The 17,294-nt window shown below is 62.6% G+C and carries 11 protein-coding genes and 3 pseudogenes; 2 read left to right on the forward strand and 12 right to left on the reverse strand.

Translation table 11 applies throughout. The annotated features are described in order from the left end of the window. Positions 1-64: 64 nt before the first annotated feature. The 3 pseudogenes from ACZ6WW_RS15010 to ACZ6WW_RS15020 form a co-directional block, all read right to left on the reverse strand. A pseudogene (locus tag ACZ6WW_RS15010) lies at positions 65-2,107 on the reverse strand (autotransporter-associated beta strand repeat-containing protein); the annotation flags it as partial. Positions 2,108-2,212: 105 nt separating this feature from the next. After that, positions 2,213-4,624: pseudogene (locus ACZ6WW_RS15015) on the reverse strand (autotransporter-associated beta strand repeat-containing protein); the annotation flags it as partial. Positions 4,625-4,837: 213 nt separating this feature from the next. Continuing rightward, a pseudogene (locus ACZ6WW_RS15020) lies at positions 4,838-6,601 on the reverse strand (autotransporter-associated beta strand repeat-containing protein); the annotation flags it as partial. Positions 6,602-7,397: 796 nt separating this feature from the next. On the opposite strand from ACZ6WW_RS15020, the gene ACZ6WW_RS15025 reads away from it, so the two are divergent. Next, positions 7,398-8,147, forward strand: a complete 750-nt coding sequence (locus tag ACZ6WW_RS15025; protein WP_465274922.1) for a dienelactone hydrolase family protein — start codon at positions 7,398-7,400, stop codon at positions 8,145-8,147. Between the two features lie 12 nt (positions 8,148-8,159). Here the strand turns inward: ACZ6WW_RS15025 and ACZ6WW_RS15030 are convergent, their stop codons facing one another. The 9 genes from ACZ6WW_RS15030 to moaA form a co-directional block, all read right to left on the reverse strand. Next, positions 8,160-8,834: a TorF family putative porin gene (locus tag ACZ6WW_RS15030; RefSeq protein WP_465274923.1), complete on the reverse strand. Its 675-nt coding sequence runs from the start codon at positions 8,832-8,834 to the stop codon at positions 8,160-8,162. Positions 8,835-8,846: 12 nt separating this feature from the next. Continuing rightward, the gene (locus ACZ6WW_RS15035; RefSeq protein ID WP_465274924.1) at positions 8,847-10,148 is read right to left on the reverse strand and encodes a S8 family peptidase; all 1,302 of its coding nucleotides are present in this window, start codon (positions 10,146-10,148) and stop codon (positions 8,847-8,849) included. A gap of 2 nt (positions 10,149-10,150) precedes the next feature. Continuing rightward, positions 10,151-10,807: an anti-sigma factor family protein gene (locus tag ACZ6WW_RS15040; RefSeq protein WP_465274925.1), complete on the reverse strand. Its 657-nt coding sequence runs from the start codon at positions 10,805-10,807 to the stop codon at positions 10,151-10,153. Further along, entirely contained in the window at positions 10,804-11,394 is a 591-nt protein-coding gene (locus ACZ6WW_RS15045; RefSeq protein ID WP_465274926.1) for an RNA polymerase sigma factor, read from the reverse strand. The genes ACZ6WW_RS15040 and ACZ6WW_RS15045 overlap by 4 nt, the downstream gene beginning before the upstream one ends. A gap of 591 nt (positions 11,395-11,985) precedes the next feature. Beyond that, on the reverse strand, positions 11,986-12,324 hold the full coding sequence (locus ACZ6WW_RS15050; protein ID WP_465274927.1) for a DUF7009 family protein: 339 nt from the start codon (positions 12,322-12,324) through the stop codon (positions 11,986-11,988). Next, positions 12,321-13,586 carry a molybdopterin molybdotransferase MoeA gene (locus ACZ6WW_RS15055; protein ID WP_465274928.1) on the reverse strand — a complete coding sequence of 422 codons (1,266 nt, stop codon included), beginning with the start codon at positions 13,584-13,586 and terminating at the stop codon, positions 12,321-12,323. Before ACZ6WW_RS15055 ends, ACZ6WW_RS15050 begins: the two co-directional genes overlap by 4 nt. Positions 13,587-13,589: 3 nt before the next feature. Continuing rightward, on the reverse strand, positions 13,590-14,081 hold the full coding sequence (locus ACZ6WW_RS15060) for a molybdenum cofactor biosynthesis protein MoaE (RefSeq protein ID WP_465274929.1): 492 nt from the start codon (positions 14,079-14,081) through the stop codon (positions 13,590-13,592). Continuing rightward, positions 14,078-14,320 carry a MoaD/ThiS family protein gene (locus ACZ6WW_RS15065; protein WP_281849016.1) on the reverse strand — a complete coding sequence of 81 codons (243 nt, stop codon included), beginning with the start codon at positions 14,318-14,320 and terminating at the stop codon, positions 14,078-14,080. Before ACZ6WW_RS15065 ends, ACZ6WW_RS15060 begins: the two co-directional genes overlap by 4 nt. Before the next feature lie 18 nt (positions 14,321-14,338). Then, positions 14,339-15,394: a GTP 3',8-cyclase MoaA gene (moaA, locus tag ACZ6WW_RS15070; protein WP_465274930.1), complete on the reverse strand. Its 1,056-nt coding sequence runs from the start codon at positions 15,392-15,394 to the stop codon at positions 14,339-14,341. A gap of 226 nt (positions 15,395-15,620) precedes the next feature. Here moaA and ACZ6WW_RS15075 point away from each other — a divergent pair, with 226 nt between their 5' ends. Further along, entirely contained in the window at positions 15,621-17,273 is a 1,653-nt protein-coding gene (locus tag ACZ6WW_RS15075) for an OFA family MFS transporter (protein ID WP_465274931.1), read from the forward strand. Positions 17,274-17,294: the final 21 nt, after the last annotated feature.

Consider the following 17,294-nt stretch of genomic DNA (forward strand, 5'->3'; position numbering starts at 1 on the left):
GGATCAACGAGGCATTGTCGACCACGTTGCCCTGGATGCTGGTCGTATCGCCCTGCAATGCACCGGCGCTGATCGTGGTGCCACCGCTATACGTATTGGCACCGCTCAAGGTCAGCGTGCCCGCGCCCTGCTTGGTCAAGTCACCACTGCCCGATATCGCGCCGGTAAAGGTTCCATTCGTTCCCTGATTGAAGATCAACGACGCGTTGTCGGCGATATTGCCCTGCAGGCTGGTGGTGTCGCCTTGCAGCGCGCCCGCGCTGATCGTGGTGCCGCCGCTGTACGTGTTGGCACCGCTCAGGGTCAACGTGCCCGCGCCCTGCTTGGTCAGATCGCCACTGCCCGATATCACGCCGGCGAAGGTACCGTTCGTTCCCTGATTGAAGATCAGCGACGCGTTGTCGGCGATGTTGCCCTGCAGGCTGGTGGTGTCACCTTGCAACGTACCCGCGCCGATGGTCGTACCGCCGCTATAGCTGTTGGCGCCCGACAAGACCAAGGTGCCGTCGCCGGACTTGGTCAGGCTGCCGGTACCGGTCAGCGCCTGGTTGACGGTGAAGGTGTTGCCTGCATCGGCGATGTCGAAACCGCCGCCAGTTGCGCCAAACACGATCGCGCGAGGCGTGCTGGTGAAAGCCGTACCGGTCACCTGCAAGGTACCGCCTTCGAAATCGAGATTGCCCGACGCCGCACCGAGATTCGCATCGGACGATACCGAAAGTACGCCGGCGCTCAATTCCGTACCTTGGGTATACGTGTTCGCGCCATTCAAGATCAGCGTACCGGCACCGGTCTTCTGCAAGCCATTGCCGGTAAGCACGTTGTCGACGGTGGCAACCCAGCCTGCACTCGCCGCACTGCCATCACCCACACGCACCTCGGTGAGCGCACCGGGCGTTGCCGCCACCAGACCGAGCGGATCGCCATTGAGCAGGTAACCGTCGCTGGCGAACTGGATGCCTTGCGTGGTCACCGGCTGCGCGCCACCGGCGTTGTCGACCGTGACGGTACCCGCCGCACCACCGAAGATCACGAACGAATCGGCCGGTGCGCGTACCGCCGTAATGCTGCCGGTCGCATCGGTCCAGTTCGGGTTGGTCTGCGACCAGACGCCAGTGCCACCGCCCATCTGCGTCGCATTGGCCAGCCCGTTGGCGTTCCAGATATTCAACGACAGACCGACCGCGTTGATCAGATTGATCTGCTTGCTGCCGGTAAGGTTTTGAATGCTGTAGCCAACCGGCGCGGTGATGCCGCCATTGGTTTCGGTCAGGCTGCCGGTGTAGTTGAACAGGTTGTACAGGCCCGGACCGAACCCGCCCGCATCGGTCGGGTTGAGCGCGGCGCCATTGATGCTCAGGTTCCCGTTCACCTGCACGTTATGACTTTGTCCGAGCGTGGTCGCATTCGCTCCCGGCGCGCCGAACGCAAAGTCGAGCTGACTGCCCTGATCCAGCGTGACGTTGCCGTTTACCGTGAAAGTGCCGACCGGAAGGCCGCCGGGCGCCAGATGGCCACCCGCCTGCACCTCCACATTGCCGTCCACGTGGCCGAAGCCGCCCAGTGAGGCCGTCGTCGCCACGGTGACGTCGCTCTGTATGCCCGCCGTCGCGTGGGCTGCATCGCTACCGATGACCAGGCTGCCGGACGTGACCTGTGTCGCACCGGTGTACGTGTTGCTGCCATCGAGAACCAGTGCGCCGGCACCGGCCTTGGTCAGGCCGCCGTTACCGCCGATCGCACCGGCAAAGTTGCCGCTATCGACCGTCAACGCACTGCCGCCGCCAAGCAGGATCTGTCCGCTTGCGCCATTCAAGTTGGCAATCGTCTGGTTGCCTGCCGTCGATAGATCCAGCGTGCCGGTGCCACCGAGCGTGACCGCCGAACCCGCCGCGAGACTGCCGCCCGCACCAAGCGCCAGCGTACCGCCGGTGATCGTGGTGCCGCCGGTATAGAGGTTGGCACCCGTCAATGTCTGCGTGCCGCTACCTTGCTTGATCAATGCGCCGGTGCCGTCGATCACGCCGCCAAAGCTGCCATTGCCCGCGCCGTTGAGCGTCAATGTATTTGCGCCGATATCGATCGTACCGGCCGCACCGCCGAGCACACCCAGCGTCTGGTTGCCCGCCGCCGATAGATCCAGCGTGCTGCCTGCCGTCAGGTTGACGCCACTGGAGGCCGCCAGACTGCTACCCGCGGCCAGTGCGAGTGTGCCGGCATTGATCTGCGTCGCGCCGGTATAGCTATTGGCGCCGCTCAATGTCAGCGTGCCCGCACCCTGCTTCACCAGGCTGCCGCTGCCACTGACCGCGCCGGCAAAGTTGCCGCTGGCCGTCTGGTCGAACACCAGGCTGGCGTTGTCCACGATATTGCCTTGCAGGCTGGTGGTATCGCCTTGCAATACACCGGCACTGATCGTGGTACCGCCGGCATACGTATTGGCGCCACTTAGAATCAAGGTGCCGGCGCCATCCTTGGTCAAACTGCCGGTGCCAGAAAGCACACCTGCATACGTGCCGCTGGTGCCCTGATTGAACACCACGGCCGCGTTGTCGAGGATGTTGCCTTGCAGGCTGCTGCTATCGCCCTGCAAGGTGCCAGCGCTGACCGTAGTACCACCGCTATAGCTGTTGGTGCCACTCAAGGTCAGTACGCCGGCACCACTCTTGGTCAGGCTGCCTGTGCCGGAGATGGCGCCGACAAATGTGCCATTTGCCGCTTGATTGAAGATCAACGAGGCATTGTCGACCACGTTGCCCTGGATGCTGGTCGTATCGCCCTGCAATGCACCGGCGCTGATGGTGGTACCGCCGCTATAGCTATTGGCACCGCTGAGCGTAAGTACGCCCGCACCCTGCTTGACCAGCGCACCGGTGCCGGAGATGGCACCGGCGAAGGTACCGTCGGTACCTTGATTGAACGCGAGCGTCGCGTTGTCGACGACATTGCCTTGCAGGCTGGTGGTATCGCCCTGCAAGGTGCCCGCGCTGATCGTCGTGCCGCCGCTATAGGTATTGGCGCCACTCAAGGTCAGTACACCGGCACCGCTCTTGGTCAAGCTGCCGGTACCGGACACCACGCCGGCGAATGTCCCGTTGGCGACCTGATTGAAAATCAGCGAGGCATTGTCCGTGATGTTGCCTTGCAAACTGCCGGTATCGCCCTGCAGCGCACCCGCGCTGATCGTGGTGCCACCGGTATACGTGTTCGCGCCGCTCAACGTCAGCGTGCCCGCGCCCGTCTTGCTCAAGCTGCCACTGCCCGATACGACGCCTGCGTAGGTACCGTTCGTCGCCTGATTGAAGATCAGTGCCGCGTTGTCGACGATATTGCCCTGCAAGCTGGCGGAGTCGCCCTGCAAGGTGCCCGCGCTGATGGTGGTGCCGCCGCTGTAGCTATTGGCGCCATTCAATGTGAGCACGCCCGCGCCCTGCTTGGTCAGCGAGCCCGTGCCGGAGATCGCACCGACAAATGTCCCGTCGGTGTTCTGGGCAAAGATCAGCGCGGCGTTATCGAGCATATTGCCCTGCAGGCTGGTCGTATCGCCTTGCAGCGCACCTGCGCTGATCGTCGTTCCGCCGCTATACGTATTGGCACCGCTCAATGTCAGCGTTCCCGAGCCGGTCTTGGTCAGGCTGCCCGTACCCGACACGGCTCCCGCATACGTCCCATCGGTCGGCTGATTGAAGATCAGCGACGCGTTGTCGAGGATATTGCCGGTGATATTGCCGGTGTTGATCTGCAAGGCGCCGGCGCTGATGGTGGTGCCGCCGCTATACGTGTTGGTGCCCGTCAGGGTAAGCGTGCCCGCACCTTGCTTGATGAGGTTGCCGGTCCCCGATACGACGCCCGCAAACGTACCGTCGACAGCCTGGCCGAAGATCAACGATGCATTGTCGGTGATATTGCCCTGCAGGCTGCTCGTATCGCCCTGCAGCGCGCCGGCCGTAATGACCGTGCCGCCGCTGTAACTATTGGCGCCGCTCAAGGTCACCGTACCAGTACCCAGCTTGGTCAGGCTGCCGGTACCGGAGATGCCACCGACGAACGTGCCGTTGGTCGCCTGGTTGAACACCAGTGCGGCGTTGTCGACGATGGCGCCGGTCAGGCTTGCCGTCGTGCCCTGCAAGGTACCCGCGCCGATCGTGGTGCCACCGGTATAGGTATTGGTACCGCTCAAGGTGAGCGTGCCCGCGCCTTGCTTGTTCAAGGTGCCGGTTCCGGAGATGGCTCCGGCAAAGCTGCCATCGATTGCCTGATTGAACACCAGCGCGGCGTTGTCGACGATATTGCCTTGCAGGCTGGTGGTGTCGCCCTGCAACGTGCCGGCGCCGATCGTGGTGCCACCGCTATAGGTATTGGCGCCGCTCAGGGTCAGCACGCCCGCACCCTGCTTGCTCAGCGCCCCCGTACCGGAAATGACGCCGGCAAACGTACCGTTGGCTGCCTGGTTGAAAATCAGCGAGGCGTTATCCGCGATATTGCCCTGCAGGCTGGTGGTGTCGCCCTGCAGCGCGCCCGCGTTGACGGTGGTGCCACCGCTATAGGTGTTGGCGCCGCTCAAAGTCAGTGTACCGGCACCCTGTTTCACCAGCCCGCCGCTGCCGCTGATGACGCCGGCAAACGTACTGTTGGCTGCGCCTCCGGTGGTCAGCGTACGCGCTCCGAGCAGCACCTGGCTGCCAGCCACGCCAATGAGATTGCCGATCGTCTGGTTGGCGCTCGAGCCGGAGATATCCAGCGCGCTGGTAGCGCCTATCGTCACAGCACCATTGGCGGCAAGCGCACCACCGCCACTCAGCGCCAGGATGCCCGCATTGATATTCGTGCCGCCGGAATAGGTGTTGACGCCACTGAGGGTCAACGTGCCCGCGCCCTGCTTGACGACACCGCCTGTACCGGTAATCGCGCCGGCAAAGGTCGTGCTGGTTGCGTCGCCTACGGTAAGGTTGTGCGCACCCAGTGCAAGCTGGCTTCCCGCCACACCCGTCAACGAACCGAGCGTCGTGTCCGCTGACGCGGCGGAAATATCGAAGCGACCCGTGGCACCGGATAAATTCATGCTGCCGGTCGGCAGCAACGAACCACCGCCGCTGAGTGCAAGCGTTCCGGCGCTCACTATCGTGCCACCGGTATAGGTGTTGGCACCAGTCAAACTCAGGATGCCGCTACCGCTCTGGGTCAACCCGCCCGTACCCGACAACACACCCGACAAGGTGAAGTTGTTGGTTCCCGCGGCGGTAAGACCGCCCGTGCCCAGGATCACGTTGTTGGCGATGGTCAGCCCGCCGTTCGACGCGGCGATGGCACCGCCGTTGGCCGAGATCGCGCTAGCACCGAAGACGCCACCGTTGTCGAAATTGACCAGGCCGCCATTGAGCGTGGCATCGCCGCTGACCAGCGGGCCCTGCAGATTCCAGGTACCGCTATTGACGAGCAGATGCTGGAAATTGATATAGGTGCCGCTGGAAAGCGTGGTTACCGCGCCACCCGTGCCCGTACCGGTGCCGCTGGTCGGCAAGACATTTTGCAGGACCAGCGTGTTGTTGCCGCCGGCACCGCCGTCGACGACGCCGGTCGGCGCAAAGCCGAGCGTTACGCCGACCAGGCCAAGCACGTTGAGATCCAGACCGATGCCACCGGCCAGATTGACCGAAGAGCCGGACACCGCGGTAAACGTATTGGTGCTGCCGGCGCCCATCGAGACGCCGCCATTGATCGTGCCGGAGTTGGCGAACGTATTACCCAGACCCGGCGTAGCGGATGCCTGGAAGGCGACGCGGCCAGTGATCGTTCCCGTATTGACGAAATTGACGCTACCACCGCCGTAGACCGCCGACACGGGGGCATCCGATGGAATCAGGCTGATGCCAAGAAGCGCGTTCGAACCGATCGTGCCGTCGTTACGGATATTGGTGGTGCCGCCTGTGCCGTTCTGTACCGCCAGCGCCATGCCGGTCAGGCCATTGATGCTGACCCCGAGCAGCCCGGAGGTTCCGTTCATCACGCCGGTGGCGGCGTTGTTGACGTTTAACGTGCTGGCATTGCCATTGCCGATAAAGGTGCCTGACGAAAGCAGGCCGAGGAGCCCCAACAGGCTGGGATCGACCGTGCCGGCATTGTTGAACGTCACGTTATTACCGGTCAGCGACATCGCGGTGCCACCAAGACCCAGCAGCACGCCCGCACTCGCGCCCGTTTGCACGTTAACTGTGATGTTGTTCGCGGTCGCCGCATAGCTGGGAGCGAGAATATTGGCCGCCCCAGTGCAGGTGACGGTAGCGCCAGCGGTTGGGTTGGCGGGCGTACAAGCGGCATACACCGATGAACTCACCCAGGGCATTGCAATCGCCAGCGCCATGGCCAGACGCCGTCTGGGCCAGCTTGGCAAGGGGGAATCGCAACGCCCCGAGGACAATCCCGCATGCATCTGCGTCGTCAATTCGGAAGCTACTTGCCAAGCGTGCAACGCACGATTCCACACGAGCCTGTAAATGCGGTTCACGGTGTATCTCCTGATCTGGGCGGTAGACCAATCAATCTGCACATTCGAAACGCGACACTCGACCTCACTCGGCGATCGGCTATTGCGGCTATTCACCCTGATGAACAGGCAACAAGCGACCGTCGCGCACGCATTAAGCGCGCACGTGATTTATTCATCCTCAAACGAACTCAGTTAAATCGTGGCGACTCGATTTTCAGGCAATAGACACCCCTTCGCGCACAGATCGGCGAATTGAAAACGGATGGCGCAACGAAAACCTACCCACACCTCAAGGTGTTGATCAAACGTCGCTAGTAGTGTTCAAGGAAATGGAATGAGCCAAGAACTAGCTTGGCGGCCCCTGACAACACCTGCACGAGGGAGCCTGGTACTGCTCAAGCTCCAATACAGGTGTTCGAAAATTTGCCGTTTCCGGGTAGAACATTGATGTTGCCCTCCTTGTCGACCAGCGTGGGTATCAGCCACGCTGATGAATGCCACGGCACATCAGTGCCACGCGCATGCACCCTGAACTTCCCTGGTCAAATCGACGCCTCGAAGAGGAAATCGATTTTTTTATATGAACCTCACCGGCAATGAGGTGTAGCGATTAATACACCAAACAATTAAAGCTAGCAACAGATAAAATCGTAAGACAACTTATGTATACAATTAATAAAAATAAGCTCCTTCTTCACGAATAAATATTATTTAACGCAAAATTTTTAGATCGATAAAAACCGGCATAGTTAATCGATTCAAGCCTGACGCTTGCTCGCCGCCGCAGCCCACAAGACGATTGCATTGGCCAAAAAATCCACGGATAGTCAGGCTGGTACCCACCCGCGCCGCCCGTGAAACCTGCGGCAGCCGGGCTACCCAGACGCTCCACAATCCAAGGATTCGCCTCATGTCACGCCACCTCCTGCGCTGCTTCCTCGTGCTTCTCGGCGTTCTGTTGACCGCCGTCTTGCCGGCTTATGGAGCTCAGGGCGCGACATCGACAAGCTTCAAGGCCAAAGACGGCGTGGTCGTGCACGGCAACTACTATCGAGCCGCCCATCCCAAGGCACTGATCCTGCTGTTCCACCAGGCCGGTTCCAGCAAGGACGAATACGCCACCATCGCACCTCGCCTGGTCGAAGCGGGCTACAGCGCCCTGGCGATCGATCAGCGCTCCGGCGGCGACCTGTTCGGCCCCAACGAAACGGCGGCGGGCTTGGGGCGCAAAGCGGACTACCTGGAGGCCAAACAGGACCTGGAAGCCGCCCTGGCATGGGGGCAACAACAGAAACTGCCGGTCATGCTCTGGGGCAGCAGTTACTCCTCGTCCCTGATTTTCCTGGTCGCGGCGGAACATCCCGACGTGAAAGCGGTGCTGGCTTTCTCTCCCGGCGAGTACTTCGATAACAAGTCACTGGTGCGCGACGCGGCTTCTCATGTGACCGTGCCTATCTATGTCACGTCCGCCAACACCGATGAAGAAATCGAGGCGGCACGCAGCATCCTTGCCGCTTCCCCGTCGTCGTCGAAGCAGCAATACATACCGCGTACGGGTGGCGTGCACGGTTCGTCCACCCTGATCGAGGCGCGCGATCCCAAGGGCGCTGGCGATAACTGGAAAGCCCTGCTGGCTTTTCTTGCGCATACGTCGCCATAACACCGGCGTGGCTCACCAGGCGTAGGACACACTCACTACCCAGGCATCGCGACCGGCGCCCCAGGCCACCGGATAATGCACGTACTCGGCGCCGCGCACCGTCGTCCAGGCCAGTTGCACATCGCAATGGCTCAATGACACGCCCATGCCGGCACGATAGTCCATGCGAGCCTGGTTGGAGGGATACCCATTGCGCCGAAGCAGGCCCATATGGCCGAACGCATACCAGTGGTCGGTAAAATTGTGACTACCATTGAGCTCGGCATACACCACCGGGACACCGACACTGAAGTAGTCATTGGTGTAGTAAATGCGCGCGCTGATCTGCCGATAGGTCAGCCCGGCATAGATTTCCGGATATTCATAATGGTGCGGCCCGCTGTACTGCGTGTATTCCGCCCCCAGCTCCCAGCTGAACTCCGGTGCAAAACGACGGCTGATGCCGGCATAACCCAGCACCTGTACGCCGTTTTCCCGCGCAAGCCGCACATTGGACGCCATGCCGCCGGCGTACCAGCCTTCCGTCGGGGCATCGTAAGACAGGGATAGCTGCGCCGCGGGCTCTCCGTCGCTAAGCGATACGCCGCGATAGCGATAATCCGAAACGAACGCAGCCGACGTCGAGACCTGCGCGTGGGTCTGGGAAACACACAACACCGCGGCAACCGCCACCAGCTTTCGAACCACGAAACGAGACTCTTATCGGCGCGGCGCCGAGGATGTCACGCTTACCGCAGTGCAATCGCACGCACAGTGTCCACTGGCACGCGCCACCGCCGCGCACGCATCGATCATCGCAGGCCGCTGTGCCGTCAAGCCTAGCGTAGTTTCCGGCTCCATGGCGTCACGCAGGTGCGCCGCCGTGATCTCCGGCGACAATTCGCGCATCAGCGCCACCAGACCGCTGACTTGCGCGGCGGCGAATGACGAGCCGGTAACGAAGTCCCAGGCGCCGCCGGGCGCGGTAGCGGGAATATCGTGGCTGGGCGCGTATAGCACGCCGGGCGGGCCATGCTCGACATGATCGCCCGCCACGGCGAACACACCAGGGTAGGAGGCGGGAAAGCCACCCCCGGCCAGGTTTTCGTCGACCGCGCTGACCACCGTGATATGGCGTGCCATCACCACGTCCAGCAGGCGTCCGAGCAGGCGATCGTCCGGACCGGCCAGGCTCATGTTGAGCACGCTGGCCCGGCTTTCCATCGCAAACTGCAGGGCCTTGGCCAGCGTGAAGCTGCTGCAGATCGCTGTCGTGTCATGGGCGGGGTCTTCCCAGCAAGCGCGCAACGCCAGCAGATGCGCGTCCGGCGCGATGCCGGCAATGCCCAGGCCATTACCCTCGTGCGCCACCATGATGCCGGCCACTTCGGTTCCGTGCTTTTCCGGGCGATAGGGATTGTCGTCAATAAAGTTGCGGGCCTGCACGACCTGCCCTTGCAGATCCGGATGGGTGGCATCCACGCCGCTATCGATCTGGGCAATCGTGACACCCTTTCCAGTGGCGGTCTGGTGCAACTCCGACAGGTGCCAGCGCGACGCAGCCGGCTGCAGGGTGTACAGCGGGTCGCCCTTCCTGTCCGACTGACTCGCTTCGGGCTCGGCCAGCACATGGAACAACTGCATGGGCTGCGCCGACTCGACACGCGAGTCCTTGGCCAGCAGATCGGCCAATGCAGCGGTGGACACGCCGTCGGCCGCACGCATCACAAAGCAATCGAGGCCCAGCGAAGGCATGGGCCAATCGTCGATCAGCACCAGGTTGTGCTCGCGTGCCAGCTGACGCGCCACACGTCGACGCGCCGCTTCGTCGGAGGACGAACGGTAACTGCCCCCATAGACGCTGGCCGGCTGAAAGTGTTGCGGCGGCGCGCGCAGCATGACCAGCAATTGCGCATGTTCGGTCGACGCATCATGCGCGATCGGTAGAGCCGTACGCGGCGTGTTCGATGCACACGCGGCCAGCGCGAAACAGACAAGCGCCATGAGAAACAGGCGTTGCATCGTCAGCGTTCTCCGCCTGCATCCATGCGTTCGGCCAGGGTCACGCCATGCGCGGTACGCAGATTGTCGCGTACACGATTGGCGCGCTCCGGCGATACGCTGAGCAGATAGGCACCCGCCTCGGTGGGACCACCGACAATACGCGTATCGTTCGAACGCACCAGTTCGCGCATCTGCGCTTCGGTCAATTGCGGATCGAATGTCACTACCAGCAAGGCGCCACGCGTATCGGGCGAGCTGAGCGTGCGGTAGTCCCCGCTTGCCTGATGGTTATGCATCAGCATGCCGCCCAGCCCGACCACGACGACGGCTTGCGCGGCAACCACCCATGCCAACCAGCGATTACGGCGCCCCCAACCCCGACGTGGCGTAGCCGTCGATGGTGCGGAACCCTGCGATAGTGCCTGGGCACTGCGCATGCGGCGATGCAGGCGCTGCATCGCACGCGGCGCATCGGTCGATGCCACTGGCTCGCTGACCAGCTCCGCCTGCAGCGTACGCAGCCACTCGACTTCGCGCTGGCACTGCGCACAATCGGCCAAGTGCTGCGCCACTTGCTCGCGCTCTTCCCCTTCGAGCGTTCCATTGACCCACCAGGGCAATAGACGGTCCGCCTCGGCGTGTACCGATCCTTCGAATTTCAATACCCGTCCGCTCATATCGCCTCCCGACGCGACGCCAGCATCGTCTTGAGCTTGCGTCGTGCGTAAAACATGCGTGTTTTCACCGTGTCGACCGGACAGTCGACAATCTCGGCAATTTCACGGCAACCGTAGCCGAAGTAATAGGTCAACTCGATCACCGCGCGTTGCTCTGCCGATAACCTGTTCAAGGCGTCGCCCAGGTGCTGACGCAATTCCTGCTGTTGTAGTTCGTCATCCGGCCCCACATGCGTGCTGCCGCCGTGCTCGTCCTGGTCGAACTCCACCGTGTCGTCGATGCCACGCAGCGACTTCAGGGACTGTCGATACGCGATCGCGAAAATCCAGGTCGACACCTTGGCCGTATGGTTGAAGGTATAGGCCTTGCGCCACACCACCATCATGGTGTCGTCGATGATTTCCTCGGCCAGGCTGGACTGTTTGGTCATGCCGCGAACAAAGCGCTGCAACCGCGGGTGATAGATCCGATAGAGCGTTTCGAACGCCCCCATCTCTTCGGCAGCGACACGCATCAGCAAGGCGACTTCGTCCTGCGCGTCGTCCCCGCCGTTTCTGGTGCCGCCTTTATCTTGCTGTCGCCGCATGCATCGCTCCCGGAGCGCATTGACCCCCAGTGCCGGTGGATACCGGGGCCCGGGAGTTCGGTTCAATCGTGGCTATTTTGAACCGATCGGGCCCGGGTCGATATCCATAGTCGCAATCGGCGTCTGGCGACGTTTGCAAGACGGCGGCCGTGCCTGTCGGGGTCCCTTCCTCCTCTCCGCTGGCACGGTACGCCTTTTGTGCGCATCCTGAACGGTAGGCTCGTCCGCTCCACCCGCGGACTCACGATCCGGCACCTACCTCCCCCAAGGTATGCGCAAACGGGGCGATCCCGAGGTGCGGGCTGAATCCCACAGCCGGTCCTTCGATACGGTGATTGCCCCGGTTCTTTTCTTGGCCGGGGGTCAAAAGGGCCGGTATAGAGACCTCCGGGACCATCTAAAAACCTCTCCTACATCGTCATCCCGGCGCAGGCCGGGATCCAGTGGCTTCGGTTTCCAGTTTTCGCGATAGAGCAGATGCTTGTCGGTTCTCGCGATAACCGATTGCAAAGTCACTGGATCCCGGCCTGCGCCGGGATGACGACTAGGAGGGGTTTTTTTAAGGGTTTCAGGCTGCGGTTGCCTGTACTCTTACCGCCGCCGCCTGACGCTATCGCGCACATCCACGTCAAAGAGCAATTGCAGGTTGTCCTCCTCGCGCTTACCCGGCAAGGCGAACTGCAAGCCCTCTCGCGTCGGCAGCCTCGCGGCATGCTCGCGTACCCGTTCGGCAGGGATGGCGATGCGCCAGGCTACCGGCGAACCCGACAGGTTCGCGGTGTCGGCAGGAGTCAGTTCAAGCGAGTATCGGACCGCGAACACATCCGCAAATTGCGTCACCGCCTCGATCGCCTGCCCCGCCAATAGTTGGGCCAGCTCTTCTTCATCGATGCGAACGCGCAGATGCTGCCCTTCGATCTGTAACTTCATGGCGACGATCCCTGATGAGCCGCGTGCACCGGCAAACCGTTGCCGGGATGCAGGCTTGCCACTTGAACGATGCCGCCCAGCGGCACCTCGCCCGAGTGTTCAGGCAATATCACCCACCCATCGGCTTGTGCGAACGGCCCAATACGGAACGGCTGTTGTTGCGCGGATACATCGGCATGCAAGCGGCCCCGCGCATCGAGGCCTAGCCTCGCGCGAAGAAAATGGCGCAAGCCGGCCTTCGGTTGCTGCGCCGCATCGAGCAACGCATGAAAAACAGGCTCGGCCGCCTGCCCGCTCATCGCGCGCAACACCGGTGCCACGAAAAAGCGCAGGCCAACGGCGACGGCCATCGGCGTACCCGGCAGCGCCATGACCAGGGGACCTTCGCGCAGCTTCGCGGCGAGTTGCGGCTTGCCCGGGCGAATCGCCACCTTGTGAAACAACACGTCAGCATCGAACTGACGCAAGGTATCGGGCACGAAGTCGTAACGTCCCATCGACACCGCGCCGGTGCTGACAACCAGATCGGCACCGGCAGCAATAGCTCGCTTGAGCGCGGCGGCATAGTTCACCGCGGTGTCGTCCACCGTTTCGCAAGACAATACGTGTGCGCCGCAGGCAGTAAGCGATGCCGCCAGATACGGGCCGTTGGAGTTGTAGATGCGCTCGGCCGCAAGCGGCGCCCGCAGATCGGATTGAAGCTCCTTGCCGGTGCAGACGATAGCCACGCGCGGACGCCGCACCACCGTCAATTCGGCAACGCCCAGTGCCGCCAACAACATGATATGCGACGGTTCGATGCGCGTGCCTGCATCGAGTGCGAGCGCACCCTTGGCCACGTCGCTGCCGGTATAGCGCACATTTTTGCCGCAGACGATGTCGTCAAGCAGCCGGATGCGTTCGGGTGAGCCGTCGCCGTGGCTGGAGAGCAACTGCGTGCGCTCGACCGCAACAACTGCATCGAGCCCGTCCGGCAAGCGCGCACCGGTCATGATTTCCCAGGCCGCGCCGCTGGATGCCACCGCCACGTCGCCCGCCGCCTGCGAACCCTGCACGACATGTTCCGAGCCCACGGGCACGGCGTCCTTTGCCGCCAGGGCATAACCGTCCATCGCGGCGTGATCGAACGAGGGCAACGCCAGAGGACTGACGACGGCCTCGGCGAGAACACGCTCCGATGCGTCGGCCAACGCGCAAGTTTCAGTCGATAGTCGCGGCGCGTGGGCTAATAGTCGATCGACAGCCTGGGCATAGTCGATCATGACTCAGCCGTGCGCCTTGTCGTGATGATCGTGGCCGTGATGTGCGTGCGGCGGTTCGTGCTCATGCGCGCGTCCGGTGTGCGAACAGGCCACCCAGGCGGTATCGCCGGTCACGTAGTGTTCTTTTTTCCAGATCGGCAGCCGATGCTTGATCTCGTCGATGATGTAGCGGCAGGCGCGAAACGCCTCGTCGCGATGCGCCGAAGCCACACCGATCCAGACCGCCAAGTCACCGATCGCCAGATGCCCGGTACGGTGCATGCAGTGCGCAGCCAACACCCCGTAGCGCTCGACCGCCTCCTGCACGATGCGCTCGCCTTCGGCATGCGCCAGCTCGGCATAGGCTTCGTATTCCAGGCCGCTGACCTCGCGCCCATCGTTATGGTTGCGTACCCAGCCTTCGAAACTGCAGAAACCGCCCGCGGCGGGATGCTGCAACGGATCGCGCAGCGTTGTGATATCGACCGCCTGGTCACAAAGACTGAAGCGGCTCATCCGCCAGCCACCGGCGGGATGAAGACGACCGTATCGCCATCGCGCAGCAGGTGACTCCAATCGCTGAACTGCTCGTTCACCGCTACCTTCAAGGCATCGGCGGGCAAGGTAAAGCCGTGGCGATGGCGCAGCTCGTCATACAGCTCGCGCAACGAGCTTGCCGATGTCACCACCTGCTCGCCGCTGCCGCCCGCCTGCTCGCGCAATTGCGCGTAGTACTTCAGGTTAACCGTGGTCATGATGTCCGTTCCGGGCGGTCAACCGCCGATGTAATGCATTTCGATTTTATGGCGTGCACCGTTACGGCGCTGCGCACGTTCTTCACTGTAGCGGTCGGCGCGACGCAACCATACGTCACGCAACCTTGCCAGCAGTTGTTCGTCGGTGGCGCCGTGGCGCAGCGGCATGCGCAGGTCGGTGCCCTGGGTCGCGAAGAGGCAAGTATAAAGCGTGCCCTCCGACGACAGCCGCGCGCGCGAGCAGGCCCCGCAGAACGGTTGGCTGATCGAGGAAATCACCCCCACCTCGCCGGCACCGTCACGGAAGCGAAACCGCGAGGCGACCTCGCCGGGATATTGCGCGGGCACCGCCTCCAGCGGCCAGCGCGCATCGATACGCGCGATCAGCTCGCTCGAGGGCACGACCTGGTCACGCGCCCAGTCGTTGCGGTTGCCTACGTCCATGTATTCGATCAGCCGCGGAATGATGCCGGTGCCGCGAAAGCGCTCGATCAGGTCGAGCACGCTGTGTTCGTTGACGCCACGCTGGACGACGGTATTGAGCTTGATGCCGCCGGGAAACCCCGCCGCCTGAGCGGCATCGATCCCGGCCAGCACATCCTCGAGTGCGCCGCGCCCGCCACTCATGCGGTGGAACAGGGCCGGATCGAGCGTGTCCAGGCTGATGGTGACGCGATCCATGCCGGCCGCACGCAAGGCCTCGGCATATCGCGCCAGCAGCACGCCATTGGTGGTCATGGCCAGGTCGTCGATGCCGGGAATGCGGCGCAGACGCTCAACCAGTTCGGGCAGATGGGGCCGCAACAAAGGCTCGCCGCCCGTGAGACGCAGCTTGCTCACGCCAAGCTGGGCGGCAAGCCGGCTCAGGCGCTCGATTTCGTCGAAGCTCAGCCGCTCGTCGTTCCGCAAGAAGCTGAAGTGCTCGCCGTAGGTCGCCTCCGGCATACAGTAAGGACAGCGAAAGTTGCAGCGATCCATCACCGATATGCGTAGATCGTGCAGCGGACGCCCGTGCTGGTCGCGTGGCTTTGCTGCAGCATCGAGCGGTTCGAGGAGGGTGTGGAGATGGGTCATCGTGGAGAAATCATGGGTGCCGACCGGCGCTTTGACAACTGGCAGGCCTGGCGCCCCGGGGCTGGCTTGAACCAAATGCCCGCCATCAGGCACCACAGATCATGCTGCACCCGGGACCGTTCGACCTTAGTCGTGTAGCGCGTCATACGTGTTCACTTAACTATCGTGTATACATAGCCCGCTTCATCCATGACACCAACAAAGACACCAAATAAGGGGAATGCTTATGGCAGGGGTACCTGAAGCAGAAGTCCTGAACAAGGCGGGTGGGGGCTCGCCCGGTTTACTGGCCAGGGAACGCACGATCGCCGGTCCGCGCTTCAACCGCTGGCTGGTGCCGACGGCAGCGCTCGCCATCCATCTATGTATCGGTATGGCCTACGGTTTTTCGGTGTTCTGGCTGCCGATGACCAAGCTGGTGCCGGGGACCGATGCGGCCTGCGCCAACCTGGGCTTCTTTGCGCAATTGTTCAATGGCACCTGTAACTGGACCGTCCCGTCGGTCAACCACATCTTCGAGACCTTTATCGCCATGCTGGGTATCTCGGCGGCGATCTGGGGCGGCTGGCTGGAACATGCCGGCCCGCGCAAGGCCGGCTTTATCGCCGCGCTGTGTTGGGGCGGCGGCCTGATCATCGGCGGCATCGGCGTGTCGATGCACCAGCTCTGGCTTGTCTATCTGGGCTGCGGTGTCCTCGGCGGCGTGGGACAAGGCCTGGGATACATCACGCCGGTTTCGACCCTGATCAAATGGTTCCCGGACCGGCGCGGTCTGGCCACCGGCTTTGCCATCATGGGCTACGGCGGCGGCGCGCTGATCGGTGCACCTATTGCCGTGGCGCTGATGCAGAAATTCACCGTGAACGGTATCCCCGGGGTCGCCAGCACGCTGATGTGCATGGGCGTGATCTATCTGGTGGCAATGTCGCTGGGTGCCTTCGGTTTCCGCGTGCCGCCCAATGGCTGGAAACCGCTGGGCTGGACGCCGCCCACACAGTCGACCAGCAAGCTGATTACCCAGCGCCATGTGCATCTCAACCGCGCCTGGAAAACGCCGCAGTTCTGGCTGATCTGGGTGGTGCTGTGCATGAACGTGACCGCGGGTATCGGCGTGCTGTCGATGGCCAGCCCGATGCTGCAGGACGTCTTCGGCGGCAAGCTCTTGGGTCTGAGCGGCACCGGCGACCTCACGACCGCGCAAAAAGCCGCCATCGCCGCCTCCGCCGCAGGCTTGGTCGGCTTGATCAGCCTGTTCAACAGCCTGGGCCGTCTGTTCTGGGCGTCCACGTCCGATTTCCTCGGCCGCAAGCGCACGTATTTCGTCTTCTTCGCGCTGGGTATCGTGCTGTACTGCCTGTTGCCGACGCTGGGACATCTGGGCATGGCAGCCATGTTCGTCATCGCGGTCTGCCTGATCCTGTCGATGTACGGCGGCGGCTTTGCCACCGTGCCCGCTTATCTGGCCGATATTTTCGGCACGCAGATGGTAGGCGCGATCCATGGCCGCTTGCTCACCGCATGGTCGGTGGCCGGTGTGGCCGGTCCCTTCCTGATCGCTGCGATCCGCCAGACGCAGCTGGACGCCGGCGTCGCCAAGAACCTCGTTTACGACCACACGTTGTATATTTTGGCCGGCCTTTTGCTGATCGGCATGATCTGCAATTTCCTGGTCAAGCCGGTCAAGGAAAGCGCCCTGATGACCGACGAGGAACTGGCGCACGAGCGATCGCTGCAGAAGGAAGCCGGCACCGCCGCCAACGCCAACGATGCGGCACGTGGCAGTTTCGGTGTCGTCGGCTTTGTTGCCTGGGCCTTGGTCGGCATTCCGTTCCTGATCGGCGTGTGGATTGCCATGACCAAGGCAGCCGCGCTGTTCTGATGATCGACGTGATGAAGGTGA

This window comes from Dyella sp. NPDC103356, from assembly GCF_055584465.1.